The 14,102-nt window shown below is 39.3% G+C and carries 14 protein-coding genes; all 14 read right to left on the bottom strand.

Annotated elements, in window-relative coordinates; translation table 11 throughout:
- Positions 1-19: 19 nt before the first annotated feature.
- Complete coding sequence (locus ACYX4O_RS09175) at positions 20-592, bottom strand: MotE family protein (RefSeq protein WP_476356545.1); 573 nt, start codon at positions 590-592, stop codon at positions 20-22.
- A 10-nt stretch (positions 593-602) separates the two neighbouring features.
- Positions 603-1,046, bottom strand: a complete 444-nt coding sequence (gene fliJ, locus ACYX4O_RS09170) for a flagellar export protein FliJ (protein ID WP_476356544.1) — start codon at positions 1,044-1,046, stop codon at positions 603-605.
- Positions 1,043-2,365 carry a flagellar protein export ATPase FliI gene (gene fliI / locus ACYX4O_RS09165; protein ID WP_476356543.1) on the bottom strand — a complete coding sequence of 441 codons (1,323 nt, stop codon included), beginning with the start codon at positions 2,363-2,365 and terminating at the stop codon, positions 1,043-1,045. The genes fliJ and fliI overlap by 4 nt, the downstream gene beginning before the upstream one ends.
- On the bottom strand, positions 2,366-3,127 hold the full coding sequence (gene fliH, locus ACYX4O_RS09160; RefSeq protein ID WP_476356542.1) for a flagellar assembly protein FliH: 762 nt from the start codon (positions 3,125-3,127) through the stop codon (positions 2,366-2,368). It abuts the gene before it with no gap.
- Positions 3,120-4,133, bottom strand: coding sequence for a flagellar motor switch protein FliG (gene fliG, locus ACYX4O_RS09155; RefSeq protein ID WP_476356540.1), 1,014 nt, complete (start codon positions 4,131-4,133; stop codon positions 3,120-3,122). Before fliG ends, fliH begins: the two co-directional genes overlap by 8 nt.
- 12 nt (positions 4,134-4,145) lie before the next feature.
- Positions 4,146-5,750, bottom strand: a complete 1,605-nt coding sequence (gene fliF / locus ACYX4O_RS09150) for a flagellar basal-body MS-ring/collar protein FliF (protein ID WP_476356538.1) — start codon at positions 5,748-5,750, stop codon at positions 4,146-4,148.
- A gap of 70 nt (positions 5,751-5,820) precedes the next feature.
- Complete coding sequence (fliE, locus tag ACYX4O_RS09145) at positions 5,821-6,123, bottom strand: flagellar hook-basal body complex protein FliE (protein ID WP_476356536.1); 303 nt, start codon at positions 6,121-6,123, stop codon at positions 5,821-5,823.
- Between the two features lie 23 nt (positions 6,124-6,146).
- Positions 6,147-6,602 (bottom strand): flagellar basal body rod protein FlgC, encoded by a 456-nt coding sequence (gene flgC, locus ACYX4O_RS09140; RefSeq protein ID WP_476356534.1) that lies wholly within the window; start codon positions 6,600-6,602, stop codon positions 6,147-6,149.
- A gap of 2 nt (positions 6,603-6,604) precedes the next feature.
- Entirely contained in the window at positions 6,605-6,997 is a 393-nt protein-coding gene (gene flgB / locus ACYX4O_RS09135) for a flagellar basal body rod protein FlgB (protein ID WP_476356532.1), read from the bottom strand.
- 362 nt (positions 6,998-7,359) lie between these two features.
- Positions 7,360-8,139, bottom strand: a complete 780-nt coding sequence (gene codY / locus ACYX4O_RS09130) for a GTP-sensing pleiotropic transcriptional regulator CodY (protein WP_476356530.1) — start codon at positions 8,137-8,139, stop codon at positions 7,360-7,362.
- Positions 8,140-8,162: 23 nt separating this feature from the next.
- Positions 8,163-9,557, bottom strand: a complete 1,395-nt coding sequence (hslU, locus tag ACYX4O_RS09125) for an HslU--HslV peptidase ATPase subunit (RefSeq protein ID WP_476356528.1) — start codon at positions 9,555-9,557, stop codon at positions 8,163-8,165.
- A gap of 15 nt (positions 9,558-9,572) precedes the next feature.
- Positions 9,573-10,148 carry an ATP-dependent protease subunit HslV gene (gene hslV, locus ACYX4O_RS09120; protein ID WP_476356526.1) on the bottom strand — a complete coding sequence of 192 codons (576 nt, stop codon included), beginning with the start codon at positions 10,146-10,148 and terminating at the stop codon, positions 9,573-9,575.
- Entirely contained in the window at positions 10,141-11,055 is a 915-nt protein-coding gene (gene xerC / locus ACYX4O_RS09115; RefSeq protein ID WP_476356525.1) for a tyrosine recombinase XerC, read from the bottom strand. Before xerC ends, hslV begins: the two co-directional genes overlap by 8 nt.
- A gap of 839 nt (positions 11,056-11,894) precedes the next feature.
- Positions 11,895-13,976 carry a type I DNA topoisomerase gene (gene topA, locus ACYX4O_RS09110; RefSeq protein WP_476356524.1) on the bottom strand — a complete coding sequence of 694 codons (2,082 nt, stop codon included), beginning with the start codon at positions 13,974-13,976 and terminating at the stop codon, positions 11,895-11,897.
- Between the last annotated feature and the right edge of the window lie 126 nt (positions 13,977-14,102).

Below are 14,102 nucleotides of genomic sequence, written 5' to 3'. Positions count from 1 at the left end.
CAAAGATTCATAGAATTATCTACCTATTCATAAGCGCGCTTGTTAAATTAGCTGCCTGTTCTGGATTTAGCGCTGCTAGAACTTTGCCCCGCTCATCGCTTGGTAGCTTTTCTAACAGATCAACAGATGATGCTTGATCTAGCTGTGACACAATAGCTGCCGCTTGTTCTGGGTCCATGTTTTTAAAAGAAGAAGACAGATCTGTCATTATATCTTCCTTATCCTTATCAGATATTTTTTTATCCTCTAACTCTTTAGTTAACTGTTTCATTTCATTGTTTAATTCTTCAATTTTTTGATCTTTAACAGTGAGTTGAGATTTTAATTCATCAAGTTGAGCATTTTGGTCTTCAATTGTTGCCTTTAATTCCACAGCTTGACCTTCTGACTTTTTTGTAGTTTCCGTATTTAGTAGTGCGGATACTTTTGGTACATCTTCAGCAAACTGCTTCGTTTTTTCAAACACATTTACACCTGCTACAGTCATAATAATAAGCGCTACAGTAACAGCTAGTATTAGTGGAATTAGGATTACAAACACAAACCATTGAACTTTACTTGATTTTTGTTTTGGCTTTTCAGATATAGCCACGACCTAACACCTAATTTCCTTGATTAATATATTGTTGGACTGATATCTCATCCATCATTTTTTTATCAATTGCTACTCGCTCTAACTCTCTTTGTTCAACCTTATGATCGATTAGCATTTCATACTTTTTATATTCGATGTGGGATTCTGAGAGCTCTACTTGCTTCTGTTCCATTTCACTCCTTGCAGACTGAACTTGGTGTTGAAGTTGTTCGATCTGTTTAGATAGTTGTTCTACATAGGTGTGATAGTTATTTAAATCTATAATGCTTAATCCTTTTTTTACTGATGATAGATAAGCGGTTTCCTTATCTTCTTTTTTCTTCAATAACTCATAAAGGCGGGTTGCCACGCTCTCAAATTGATCCATGGAATCTTGATAGTTTTTTTGAGCGACGTGTTTATCTTTCTCTTTTAAATCTAATAGCTTATGGAATGTACGTAAGCTTGTCATCCTTGACCACCTCGACCTATTAATTGAATAAGTTGTTCAACGGCCTCAACATTTCGTACTGGCTCATGTGTTCCTTGTTTTAAGAAGGAAATAAGTTTGGGATGATATTGAATAGCTTCATCTACTTCTTTTGAGCTCCCTTTTCGGTAAGCACCAATTTGAATAAGCTCTTGGTTCTCCTCATAGGTTGCTAGTAGATTCCTCATTCTATCAGCTGCTTCTAGATGCTCCTTGTCTGCCACATGATTCATAACACGACTAATTGATTTTAATACATTAATAGCAGGGAACTGACCTAGTTCAGCTAACTTCCGATCTAATACAAAGTGGCCGTCTAGTATTCCTCTTACGGTATCAGCTATTGGCTCATTCATATCATCACCATCTACTAAAACTGTATAAAAGGCTGTAATAGAGCCATTGGCATTCGTCCCTGTCCGCTCAAGGAGTTTGGGTAAAATTGCAAATACTGAAGGTGTGTATCCCTTAGTTGTGGGAGGTTCACCTGTAGCAAGCCCCACTTCCCTCTGTGCCATGGCTACTCTCGTAACAGAATCCATCATAAGGTTCACATCGTATCCTAAATCACGGAAATATTCGCTTATTGCAGTAGCCGTGTAGGCTCCTTTGATCCTCATCAGAGCAGGCTGATCTGATGTAGCAACTACTACAATAGATTTCTTTAATCCTTCTTCCCCGAGGTCCCTTTCGATAAATTCCCTTACCTCTCGACCCCGTTCACCTATTAAAGCAATCACATTAATGTCAGCCCCACTGTTTCTGGCAATCATGCCCATCAGCGTACTTTTTCCTACGCCGCTACCAGCGAATATCCCCACTCTCTGTCCTTTCCCCACGGTAAGTAAAGTATCAATAGAACGAACTCCAACTTGTATAGGCTCTTCTATTGGAGGGCGAGATAAAGGGTTTGGAGGTGATTGATCAGTTGGGTAAGGTTTTAACCCCTTTAAAGAAGCCGTCTCATACATTGATCTACCTAAAGAATCGAGGACTTGGCCTACCATTCCTCTACCTACTTTTACTTGAAGAGGGTCGCCTGTTGCTTCTACTAAACAACCAGGAGCAATATCGGTAATTTCAGAGTAGGGCATAAGAAGAACTTTCTCTTCGGAAAAACCTACAACCTCAGCAAGTATCGTCTCACCTTTTTTAGGACTAGAATGAATGACACAAACTTCTCCAACACTTGCTTCAGGTCCTTTTGATTCAATCATTAACCCTACGACCCTTACTATCTTTCCATATCGCTTATATGTATCAATTTCCTCGATTGCATCCATTAAATGACTTACATTCACCTATTTGCCCTCCTCAAGTAAACGAAACAACTTTGAACGCAGCTCTTCTAATTGACTATCGATGCTCACATCTACTCTTCCATAGGATGATTCTAGATAACATTGGAACGGCTTTAAGTTTGTTTTAGGATAAATGGAAAGTTCAGCCTGGTGATCCAATATAAGTTGTAATTCAGATTTTTGTTCTAACACCAGTTCATATTGATCAGGGTGTACATAAACTTGAAGCTGGTCACCATTATTCCCTTCTTCAATTACAGCTTTCACAATAGGCAAATAACGTTCAGGGTTGTCTTCAAGCGTTTGGTTCATAATCTTAGAGGCGGCTTTCATACTTAAATGAAGAATAGCATCTTCACTCTCATCTATTTTGGAGCGATAATCCAAATTAGCTTGGTTTACTGTTTCTTGAGCTTTTTGAATAAGCTCCTCGTACTGTCGGAATGCCTCTTGTTCTCCGGATTGAAACCCTTCCTTATAAGCCAACGTCTTTGTTGATTCTATTAACTCATCTTTTTCTGTTTCCCAATTCTGTCGGAGAGATTTAACTTTTTCTTCTGTTTCTTTTAAAAGACGGTCAGATTTCTCCTCAGCTTCCCGAAGTATTTGATTAGCATACTCTTTTTGCTCATTAGCGTCTTGGATAAGTGAAGATGCTAGATTTGAAGATTGTTCAGAAGAAGGCCCCCCATGGGATACATAACTTTCAGAACGTATCGGTTTAATACCAATTACTCGACCAGCCTTATTATGGTTAGACAATGATATCGTCACCTCCGCCACGTGCGATGACAATCTCTCCAACCTCTTCTAACCTTCTAATAATAGAAACGATGCGAGTTTGAGATTCTTCAACGTCGCGCAACCGTACTGGTCCCATATATTCCATTTCTTCTTGGAAGGTTTCGCTCATGCGAGAAGACATGTTTTTAAAGACAACTTCTTTTACTTCTTCGCTCGCAACTTTCAATGAAAGCATCAAGTCTTCATTATCTGCATCACGTATGACTCGCTGAATAGCCCGATTATCAAGTGTAACGATATCTTCAAAGACAAACATACGCTTTTTGATTTCTTCAGCTAGTTCAGGATCTTGAATTTCTAGTGAATCTAAAATGGTTCGCTCAGTACTTCGGTCTACACCATTTAAAACATTGACAACGGCTTCGATCCCACCCGTTTGTGTATAATCTTGTGTAACAGTTGCTGAAAGTTTTCTTTCTAGGATTTGTTCGACTTCATTGATTACTTCAGGAGAAGTAGAATCCATAACGGCAATTCTTCTTGCAATGTCTGCCTGCATTTCTTGTGGAAGTTCTGAAAGAATTTGAGCTGATTGCTCTGAGTCTAAATATGACAAAATCAGCGCAATCGTTTGAGGATGCTCATTTTGTATAAAATTCAAGATTTGAGAAGGATCTGCCTTTCTCGCAAAATCAAACGGTTTCACCTGCAGTGATGAGGTTAACCGATTAATAATATCAGAAGCTTCTTTATCCCCAAGTGCTTTTTCCAAGACCGTTTTGGCATATCCAATTCCACCTTGGGAAATGTAATCTTGCGCGATGGCAATTTGGTGGAATTGATCAAGTATCTTTTCTTTTTGATCTGGTTCTACTTTTTTGACAGACGAAATTTCTAGTGTCAACTTCTCTATCTCTTCTTCCGTCAAATGTTTATAAACTTGCGCTGAAACATCCGGGCCTAATGATATGAGGAGAACGGCTGCTTTTTGTCTGCCTGATAGTCCTGTTTTATGCTTCGCCATATATACTCACTCCTAATCTTCAGCGATCCATGAACGTAATAACTTAGCGAAATCCTCTGGTTTCTCTTTCGCCATACGCTCTAACTGTTTGCGTCGCACAGAGCTTTCCGTTTCTTCTGGTTCTTCCATAGCTGGAACCTCAACCGGTGCTCGCTCTTGCTCCACGTACCCTTCTCTTAGGTCTTCCTTTTTACGACCTTTTCTTACTAACGTCCAAATTAAGCTTGCAATAACAACAAGTAAAATTCCTCCCGCAACGTAAGCCCATACTGGTATAACAGGAGATGTTTCAGGATTAAATTGTGGTTTTCCGTTAAACTCTTGGAAAACGATCGAAACTTTATTATCTGGCTCAACAGGTCCATATTCCTCATCAATACTTGTTGACACGATTGAACTTAAAATGGACGTGATACTCTCGGATAATGTTGCCTGCTCTGCTGTAGATAGCTGCTCTATCGCCCCATCTTGGTTAGCTTCTTTATTCTGATCGACTGCTACTTGAATGCCGAGGTCTCTAATTTTGTAAGGGGATTCGACGATGTTACGTTGAATTCGATTAAACTCATTATTAATCGTTTCTTTCATCATTTCATAATCACCGTTACCAGCTTCAACGTCTTCACCTTGATAACCAGGTACATCTCCATCAGGATTAACCGTTCCACCAGCGTTTACATCACCAGGGTCACCTGTATAGGTTTCTGTAATACGTTCCACGCTAACCGGAAGACCTTCTTCACCTTCTTCAGCAGGCTGCACAAGATTTTCAGTCCGTTTCTCTTGTGTGAAATCTACATCCGCTGTGACAGAAACCATTACTTTATCTCGCCCCATCATCATGCCTAGCATTTGTTGAACGCGTCTTTGTATGTCATTTTGTATATCATCTTTAACCGTTTGTTGGTATTCATAAGACTGCCCCGAGGCCACTGAACCCGTTTTTTTCGGGTCAAAATACTTAAAGTTTTGATCCATAATGGCGATATTATCGGTAGGGAGATTTGGGATCGCTTTGGAAACAAGATGATATAACGATTGGATTTGATCTTCTTTTAGTTGATAGCCCTGATTTACGTTGACGACGATCGAGGCTGATGCAGTTTGCTCCTGCTCTCCAACAAAGATCTTTTCCTTAGGCATGTTTATCATAACTTTAGCGTTCTCTATCCCCTCAATTTGCTTCATTAAAGTTGATAATTCTGTTTGCATAGCATCAAGTTTCATGACATCAAACTCATTATCTGTCATTCCCCAAGAAGTATTATCGCTGAAAAAACCGTAATCGATGCTTCCACTATCAGGAATACCTTGAGCAGCCAAGTCAACGAGTAAACCATCAACAGTTGCTTCTGGCACCATTACTGTTGCACCTTGATTTCCCAGTTCATATTTTACGCCTCTAGCATCAAGTTCCTCTTTTATTTGACCTACTTCCTGTACTGATAAGTCATTATATAAAGGAACCAATTTTGGATTCGAGGCAAAAAGGCTAGCTCCAACGATTAGCGCTATTAAACCAATTACAGCACCAATCATAATACTTTTCTGAGGCAAGCTACGCCCCTTCCAAAATTCGCTAGTCTTATATTTATAATCTTGTAGCTTTTCTCTCATAATAGCCCCCGTGCTGAACATCATCTAAACCATATAGTACCTTGTGTGTTATGTAATGATGTTTATTAAGTTATACTTGCATCCTCATTATTTCCTTGTAAGCATCAACTACTTTCCCTTGCACTTCAACAGCAGTCTGTAAGGTGATACTCGCTTTTTTAGAAGCGATCATTACATCATGTAGATTATCAATCTCACCTTTAGCAAGTTTTTCTGTTTTTATATTGGATTCGACTTGCGCGTTGTTCACATTTTTGATTGCATTCTTTAAGCTTGTCGCAAATGCGGACTGAGCATCTTGTGGTGATATCTTCTTCGTATTTTGAGTAGTTTGTAAGGGCGCCTGACTAGCTTGTAATACTACGGGTTCCATACTTGCTCCCTCCTTGTCATTTCTTATCGACCGATCTCTAACGCTTTCATTAACATACTTTTACTAGCATTAACAGCTGTAACATTCGCTTCGTACGATCTAGTAGCACTCATAAGATCAACCATTTCCTTTAACGGGTCTACATTTGGCTTAGCTACATATCCATTATCATCAGCATCTGGATGATTTGGGTTATACACCATTTTAAAAGGAGATTCATCCTCTTGGATTTCAGAAACTTCAACACCCTCGGCAGGAGTATTACTAGAGCCCATAGCCTTTTGTAAATGGGATTGAAATGTTTCTCCTTTAGGTTGAAATTCCACCATCTTTCTTCTATAGGGTTCCCATTGACCATCTTCAGTTTGGGTTGCCCTAGTTGTCTCTGCATTTGAAAGGTTTGAGGAAATGACATCCATTCTAAGGCGCTGAGCTGTTAACGCACTAGCACTTGCATTAAACGAATTAAAAATTCCCAACGTTATCTTCCTCCTTTAATAACAGATTCTAAACTTCTGAACTTACCGTTCAATCGATCAACCAATGCCTGGTAATAAATTTGGTTCTTAGCAAGGTCAGCCATCTCTTGATCAATATCCACATTATTCCCATTGTGGTTATATTGCGTACTTCCGTTTGAAGTAACAGAATATCGGGAAGTATCATAAGAAGAGAATGAGATATGTTTGCTATTCGTTCGTTTAGCATCAATCGAGCTCAATTGTTTACTGAAGACATCTTTAAACTGTACATTTGTAGCTTTGTAATTTGGTGTGTCTACATTAGCAATATTATTACCTATTGTTTTATTCTTCAGTGAAGCATAGTCCATTGATTTCTCGAGGGTTTGGATTGTACCACCGAACATCGCCATCTAAATCCCTCCTTTTTTGTAGAAAAATAAGTATCCAGACCTACATAATGCTAATTGTAAGAAAACGTCGAATTTTTGTCCATGAGATGGATTCCCTATTTATACATGATTTGTCATGGAAATTGGAATAATGTTAGGAATTTAGTCCTTGTATGTGGCCAAAAAGACCTAAGATAGGCTTATTTATGAGTTTTTTACTATTTTTCAACCTTATTTCGTCACATCTATGTATCATTATGCCACAGCTCCGGATGAAAGAAAATGTCGAAAAAGGTAATTTAACTATTTCTAAACAATTTATGTTGTATAATACAAAAAAACCCAGCCCCTTAGAGAGGCTGGGTTTTTTGGACTAAAGTTGTTTAGTTCAAACGCATATTTTGTAATTCGACAAGAAACTTATCATTCAGTACTTTGATATATGTTCCTTTCATACCTAGAGAGCGTGACTCAATAACGCCCGCACTTTCTAATTTACGAAGAGCATTTACAATCACTGAGCGCGTGATTCCAACACGATCAGCGATTTTACTAGCCACAAGCAATCCTTCATTCCCTTCTAACTCTTCAAAAATGTGTTCAATTGCTTCTAGCTCACTATAAGATAAGGAGCTAATAGCCATTTGGACGACAGCTTTGCTTCTAGCTTCCATTTCAATCTCTTCCGTTTTCTCATGAAGGATTTCCATACCTACAACAGTAGCACCATACTCACCTAGTAAAAGATCATCATCGTTAAAGCTTTCAGTTAAACGACTAAGAATAAGAGTACCAATTCGCTCACCGCCACCGATAATAGGTACAACAGTCGTTAATCCTTGTTGGAACAATTCACGGTTCTCTACAGGGAATGCCGTAAGTGGATGATCAATTTCCAAGTTTGGAGTTGTTTCATTAATAGAGAATAAGTTTTGTGTATACTCTTCTGGGAATTGACGCTCAGCTAACATGCTTTTCATGCGGTCGTTCTCAATTTCCTGCTTAATAGCGAAACCTAACAGTTTACCTCTTCGACTTACGATATACGTATTTGCCCCGATAGCATCACGAAGCGTCTCAGACATATCGTTAAAGTTGACAGATTTACCTGTAGTTTTTTGCAGCATTGAATTAATATTGCGTGCTCGATCTAATAATTTCATATTGATCCTCCTGTTCAGTGTGTCTATAAAATAAATTGGCTTAAGTCTTTATTCTTGGCAATCGATGCTAATTTATCATCTACATAAGCTTTAGTGATTTCAATGGTTTCCATATGGACATCAGGAGCTTCAAAGGAAAGATCCTCTAGTAGTTTCTCTAAAATTGTGTGCAGTCTTCGTGCACCAATATTATCTGTTTCCTGATTCACATCGAAAGCTACCTCTGCTAATCTGGTAACAGCTTCGTCAGAAAATTCCACATTTATACCTTCTGTTTCCAGTAAAGCTTTATATTGCTTTAATAATGCATTTGATGGTTCAGTGAGAATGTTCACAAAATCTTCCACAGTTAGTTTCTCAAGTTCTACGCGAATTGGGAAACGTCCTTGTAGTTCAGGGATTAAATCTGAAGGCTTAGACATATGGAATGCCCCTGCTGCAACAAATAGAATATGGTCTGTTTTTACAGGACCATGCTTTGTAACAACTGTAGATCCTTCTACGATAGGTAGGATATCTCGCTGGACGCCCTCTCTTGAGACATTCCCTGATGATTGTTCATTTCCACCCGCTACCTTATCAATCTCATCTACGAAGATCATTCCATTTTGCTCTACGCGTTCTACTGCATCTTGAGATACTTCGTCCATATCTATGAGTTTTTGAGCTTCGTCTTGGGTAAGAACCTTACGAGCGTCCTTTACAGAAAGCCTGCGTTTTTTAGACTTTTTCGGCATGAATTGACTGAAAGCATCTTGCATATTCATCCCCATTTGTTCCATACCCGAGCCTTGCAACATATCAAACATGGAAGATTGTTGCTCTTCCACTTCGATTGTAATCATTGTATCTTCTAGTTCGCCCATTGCAAGCTTGTGAGAAGCTTGCTTACGTTTTTGCTCTACATTTTGTTCCTCAGAACGATCTTCACTTTGCTGCGTGTCTTCTTGACCAGAGAAAAACATTTCTAATGGGTTTTTAAAATTATTTTGCTTTTTCTTTTTAGGAACTAAATATTCTACAAGACGCTGGTTGGCACGCTCTTCAGCTTTCCCTTTCACTTGCTCCATTTTTTCTTCTTTCACCATACGGACAGCTGTCTCCATAAGGTCTCTTACCATGGACTCAACGTCTCGTCCCACATAACCTACTTCTGTAAATTTAGTAGCTTCAACCTTCACAAAAGGAGCACCTACAAGCTTAGCTAATCTACGAGCAATCTCTGTTTTACCTACTCCTGTTGGCCCCATCATTAATATATTTTTAGGAACAATTTCGTCTTTTAACTTATCATCCAATTGCATGCGTCGATAGCGATTACGTAAAGCGATCGCTACAGCTTTTTTGGCGTTGTTCTGACCAATAATATATTGATCTAAGCGTTCAACTATTTGTCTAGGCGTTAAGTTTTCACTCATCGATAAAGACCTCCCTTAGTCCTCCAGCGATTCTAATACGATTTCATTATTTGTATACACACATATTTCTCCGGCAATCTCTAAAGCTGCTTGGGCAATTTCTGTTGCGTTTTTCTCAGGAGAATAACGTTTTAAAGCACGTCCCGCACTTAATGCATAGTGCCCTCCAGATCCAATTGCAATGACACCATCATCAGGTTCAATAACCTCACCTGTACCCGAAACAAGGAATAAGTCGTCTTTGTTCATTACAATTAACATCGCCTCAAGCTTCCGAAGGACTTTGTCACTTCGCCACTCTTTAGCAAGCTCTACAGCTGCACGAGCTAAGTTTCCATTATAGGTTTCAAGCTTTGCTTCGAATTTCTCAAACAACGTAAAAGCATCAGCTACAGAGCCAGCAAATCCCGCTAGAACTTGCCCTTTGTATAATCTACGTACTTTTTTTGCTTTATGTTTCATTACAACTGCGTTCCCAAATGTAACTTGCCCATCTCCGCTCATTGCACATTGTCCATTATGTTGAACGGCAAAAATTGTTGTTGCATGAAATTGTTGTTCCAAAAACTCCACCTCATTCCATTTATTCATCCTTGCCTGCTCTTGGATGGCTATTCATGTATACGTTTTTTAAATGATCTTTCGTTACGTGTGTATATATTTGAGTAGAGGTTAGGTGCTCATGCCCTAACAATTCCTGTACGGAACGTAAATCTGCCCCTTCATTTAACATATGCGTAGCAAACGTATGCCTAAGCATATGAGGGTGGACGTGAATGGTCATAGCTGCCTTTTCTACCATTTTGTTCAGGATTAACCGGACTCCGCGGTCTGTTAATGGAGAACCTTTTGCGTTAAGCCAGATTGATCCAGTGTCCATTCCGGACTTCTGTAATAACGAGTTTCTTCCATTATAAATGTAGTGTTTTAAAGCCTCTCTTGCAAAGCTCCCGAAAGGAATGTAACGTTCCTTCCTTCCTTTACCCCGAACCAGAACCGTACCAAGTTCTAGGTCTATATCAGATAACTCACACGATACACATTCACTTATACGCATGCCTGTCGCATAAAGAAGCTCTAAAATAGCCTGGTTTCTTTGGCCTAAAGGTTCATCAATATTACTCACATGAAACAACTTATCCAATTCTTCTTCATATAAAAATGAAGGAATCGGATTTTCCTGCTTTGGCAAAGAAACATGTAAGAAAGGATTAGACTCTACATGCCCTTCCCTTTCTAAGAAGCGATAAAACGATCGTAAGCTTGAAAGCTTTCTCGAAACGGATCTCCGAGAAAGTTGCTGGTCATAGAGTTCTGTTAAAAAGACTCTAATAATGGGATAATCCACTTCCTTCCAACTCATATCCCCTTCCCTTTTTAGAAATGCTTTAAAGGAATGGAGATCACTTTGGTAAAAGTGGATCGTATATGATGAAGCGTTCTTTTCAATTTGTAAGTACTCCGTGAATAAGTTTATTTGACGTTGATTATCATCCATCAGCTCACCTCACATAAGGCGCTTAAATATTAACACAGATAATATAACTTATGCAATGAATTTTACTTAATTGTAACAAAATTCTGAATTGTTCTTAAACCTTTGTAAATTATCATAGCTAGCATATCCATGACCAAGAGCAAATATACTAATTTCTGTCAAGTATATTCCCTTACCACTCAACGATTATAGCTTGATGACCTACTAGTGTCAATTAAAATTATTTTAAGTATTTTTTAACAGTTTGTAAGGGAGGGGTGGTTCCTCTATATCTCCCATCAAAAGAGCCATTACACTCATTAGACAACATATCCATCTTCCGACATCATCCACCCTTATGTGGAAGACTGGAAGTTGAGATGGTTTTGTTGTGCGATAGATGGAATTTCGTTTCCGTCAGCCTTAAACGGGAGTAAGGTGGTCCTGAAAATCACTCGCTTTCCGCGGGCGAGCTGTCGAGCCTCCTCGGGGAAACCACCCTGCGGGGTCTCGTCGACCTCTTTCTCCCGCAGGAGTCTCACAATTTCCAGGACCACCTTTGCCAAATAGGGAGAAACGGAAACGCGCCATATTTGTGTGATAGGGTCGATTAAGCGGGTCCGTTCACCTAGTCAATGTCAGGGTTGGCTTGGGGACTGCGAGACTCCCGCGGGAAAAGGAGCCTAGGGGAGACCCCGGAAAGCGCGTAGCGATTGAGGAGGCTTCCCAGCTCCCCGCAGGAAAGCGAGTTGTCCCCAAGCCTGCCCAACCACTTTTCTAGCAACGGACTCACCCTGACCAAGTATCTCCGCTTCGAGTATTGCGCATAAAAAAAGCATAAGGGGGATAGCCCCTTATGCTTATTGCTGGAGTTCTTCTTTATAGTCACATTCAGAACACTGCACTTGTGTTCCTTTTTTAGCTTTTTTCTCAACTAACATAGACTCGCATTTCGGACATGGACGACTGATTGGTTTATCCCATGAGATAAACTCACATTCTGGGTAACGATCACAGCCATAGAACGTGCGTTTCTTTTTACTTTTACGTTCAACAACGTTCCCTTCTTTACATCGAGGGCACTTAACACCAATTTCTTTTAATATTGGCTTCGTATTACGGCAATCTGGGAAATTGGAACAAGCAAGGAATTTACCATAGCGGCCCATTTTGTAAACCATTTCATGACCACATTCTTCGCAGTCAATTCCTGCGGGTTCGTCTTTAATCTCGATTTCTTCCATTTCTTTCTCAGCAGTGGTTAAACGCTTTTCAAAGTCTTGATAAAAATCATCGATGATTTGGACCCATTCCTTGTTACCCTCTTCAACGGCATCAAGATTTCCTTCCATTTGTACAGTGAAATCGACGTTAATGATTTCAGGGAAGTACTCTTTCAATAATTCAATCACGATTTCCCCTAATTCAGTAGGTACGAATCGCTTATTATCTAGACTCACATACCCTCTTCTTTGGATTGTATCAAGGGTAGGAGCGTATGTGGATGGACGTCCGATCCCCATCTCTTCTAATGTACGGACAAGACGAGCTTCTGTGTATCGCGGTGGAGGCTGAGTGAAGTGTTGATTCGGTTGAATGGCCTCTGCTTTAACTGTAGTACCCTCTTCTAGATCTGGCAACATCTTATCTTCTTCTTTCTTATTATCGTCGTTGCCTTCAACATATACTTTCATAAACCCTTTAAACTTAACTTTAGAACCGGTAGCTCTAAACTCTACGCCTTGATTTAATAAGTGGACGGTCATGGTATCTAGAACAGCTGGAGCCATTTGGCTAGCAACAAAACGTTCCCAGATTAATTTATACAATCGATACTGATCTCTAGACAAATATTCTTTCATTGCCTTTGGGGTACGCAACGAAGAGGTTGGACGAATCGCTTCGTGTGCATCTTGAGCATTTTGCGATTTCTGTGATTTCTTTTGACTACCTGATCCAAGATAATCCTTTCCATACTGCTCTTCAATATATCCAGCAGCTTCATCCTTAGCTGTTTGGGAGATACGAGTTGAATCTGTACGCATATAGGTAATCAAACCAACTGTGCCCTCTTTTTTACTAAGCTGAATTCCTTCATATAATTGTTGAGCCATCATCATTGTTTTCTTAGCACGGAAATTTAATTTTCGCGCTGCTTCTTGTTGTAAAGAGGATGTCGTGAATGGAGAAGCAGGATTACGTCGACGTTCTCTTTTGTTAACTTTATCAACGTTGAAGTCTTCCTCGTTCATCTTAGAAAGAATTTGATCAACATCTTCTTTAGATCCTAGTTTTTGTTTTTTACCATCAATGCCATAAAAAGAACCTTCAAACTGTTCATTATCTTTCATAAAGTTCCCATCAATGGACCAATACTCTTCAGGTTCGAATTTTTTTATTTCATTTTCCCGGTCCATGATCATTTTTACAGCTACTGATTGTACACGTCCTGCACTAAGGCCCTTCTTTACTTTTTTCCATAATAGAGGGCTAATGTTGTAACCAACTAATCGGTCTAGAACCCTTCTGGCTTGCTGCGCGTTTACAAGATCCATATCAATGGTACGAGGATGCTTAAACGATTCCTTAATTGCATCTTTTGTGATCTCATTGAATACAACACGACATTGAGATGTCTCGTCCATATTTAAGCTATGAGCCAAGTGCCAGGCAATTGCTTCTCCTTCTCTATCGGGGTCGGCTGCGAGATAGACTTTCTTTGCTTTCTTAGCAGCTGTTTTAATTTCTTTTAACACAGGCCCTTTGCCTCGAATAGTAATGTATTTTGGGGTATATCCTTCTTCTACATTCACACCCATTTGACTTTTAGGTAAATCGATGACATGTCCCATCGATGCTTTTACAGTATACTTTTTTCCTAAATATTTCTCTATTGTTTTAGCTTTTGCTGGTGATTCTACAATAACAAGATAATCTGCCATATAGTATCCTCCTAGATGAGGTTATTCTTCATTTCATTTATTTTTATGTGTAAACGGTTGTTTTAAATTAAATCTTCCCTATTATTAAATACTTCTTATTCATTTGTCAAACAAATTATAGAAACA

The sequence above is a fragment of the Pontibacillus sp. ABV4_188 genome (genome assembly GCF_056311905.1).
The sequence above is the reverse complement of the archived record's forward strand: the minus strand, read 5'-3'. Positions and strand labels throughout refer to the sequence as shown.

Bases quoted from the DNA above. Each gene is read 5' to 3' on its own strand.
- fliE (WP_476356536.1), bottom strand. From the start codon at position 6,123: ATGGAACCCGTAGTATTACAAGCTAGTCAGGCGCCCTTACAAACTACT.
- flgB (WP_476356532.1), bottom strand. From the start codon at position 6,997: ATGGCGATGTTCGGTGGTACAATCCAAACCCTCGAGAAATCAATGGAC.
- hslU (WP_476356528.1), bottom strand. From the start codon at position 9,557: ATGAGTGAAAACTTAACGCCTAGACAAATAGTTGAACGCTTAGATCAA.
- fliG (WP_476356540.1), bottom strand. From the start codon at position 4,133: ATGGCGAAGCATAAAACAGGACTATCAGGCAGACAAAAAGCAGCCGTT.
- topA (WP_476356524.1), bottom strand. From the start codon at position 13,976: ATGGCAGATTATCTTGTTATTGTAGAATCACCAGCAAAAGCTAAAACA.
- hslV (WP_476356526.1), bottom strand. From the start codon at position 10,148: ATGAATAAATGGAATGAGGTGGAGTTTTTGGAACAACAATTTCATGCA.
- codY (WP_476356530.1), bottom strand. From the start codon at position 8,139: ATGAAATTATTAGATCGAGCACGCAATATTAATTCAATGCTGCAAAAA.
- xerC (WP_476356525.1), bottom strand. From the start codon at position 11,055: ATGGATGATAATCAACGTCAAATAAACTTATTCACGGAGTACTTACAA.
- fliF (WP_476356538.1), bottom strand. From the start codon at position 5,750: ATGAGAGAAAAGCTACAAGATTATAAATATAAGACTAGCGAATTTTGG.
- fliJ (WP_476356544.1), bottom strand. From the start codon at position 1,046: ATGACAAGCTTACGTACATTCCATAAGCTATTAGATTTAAAAGAGAAA.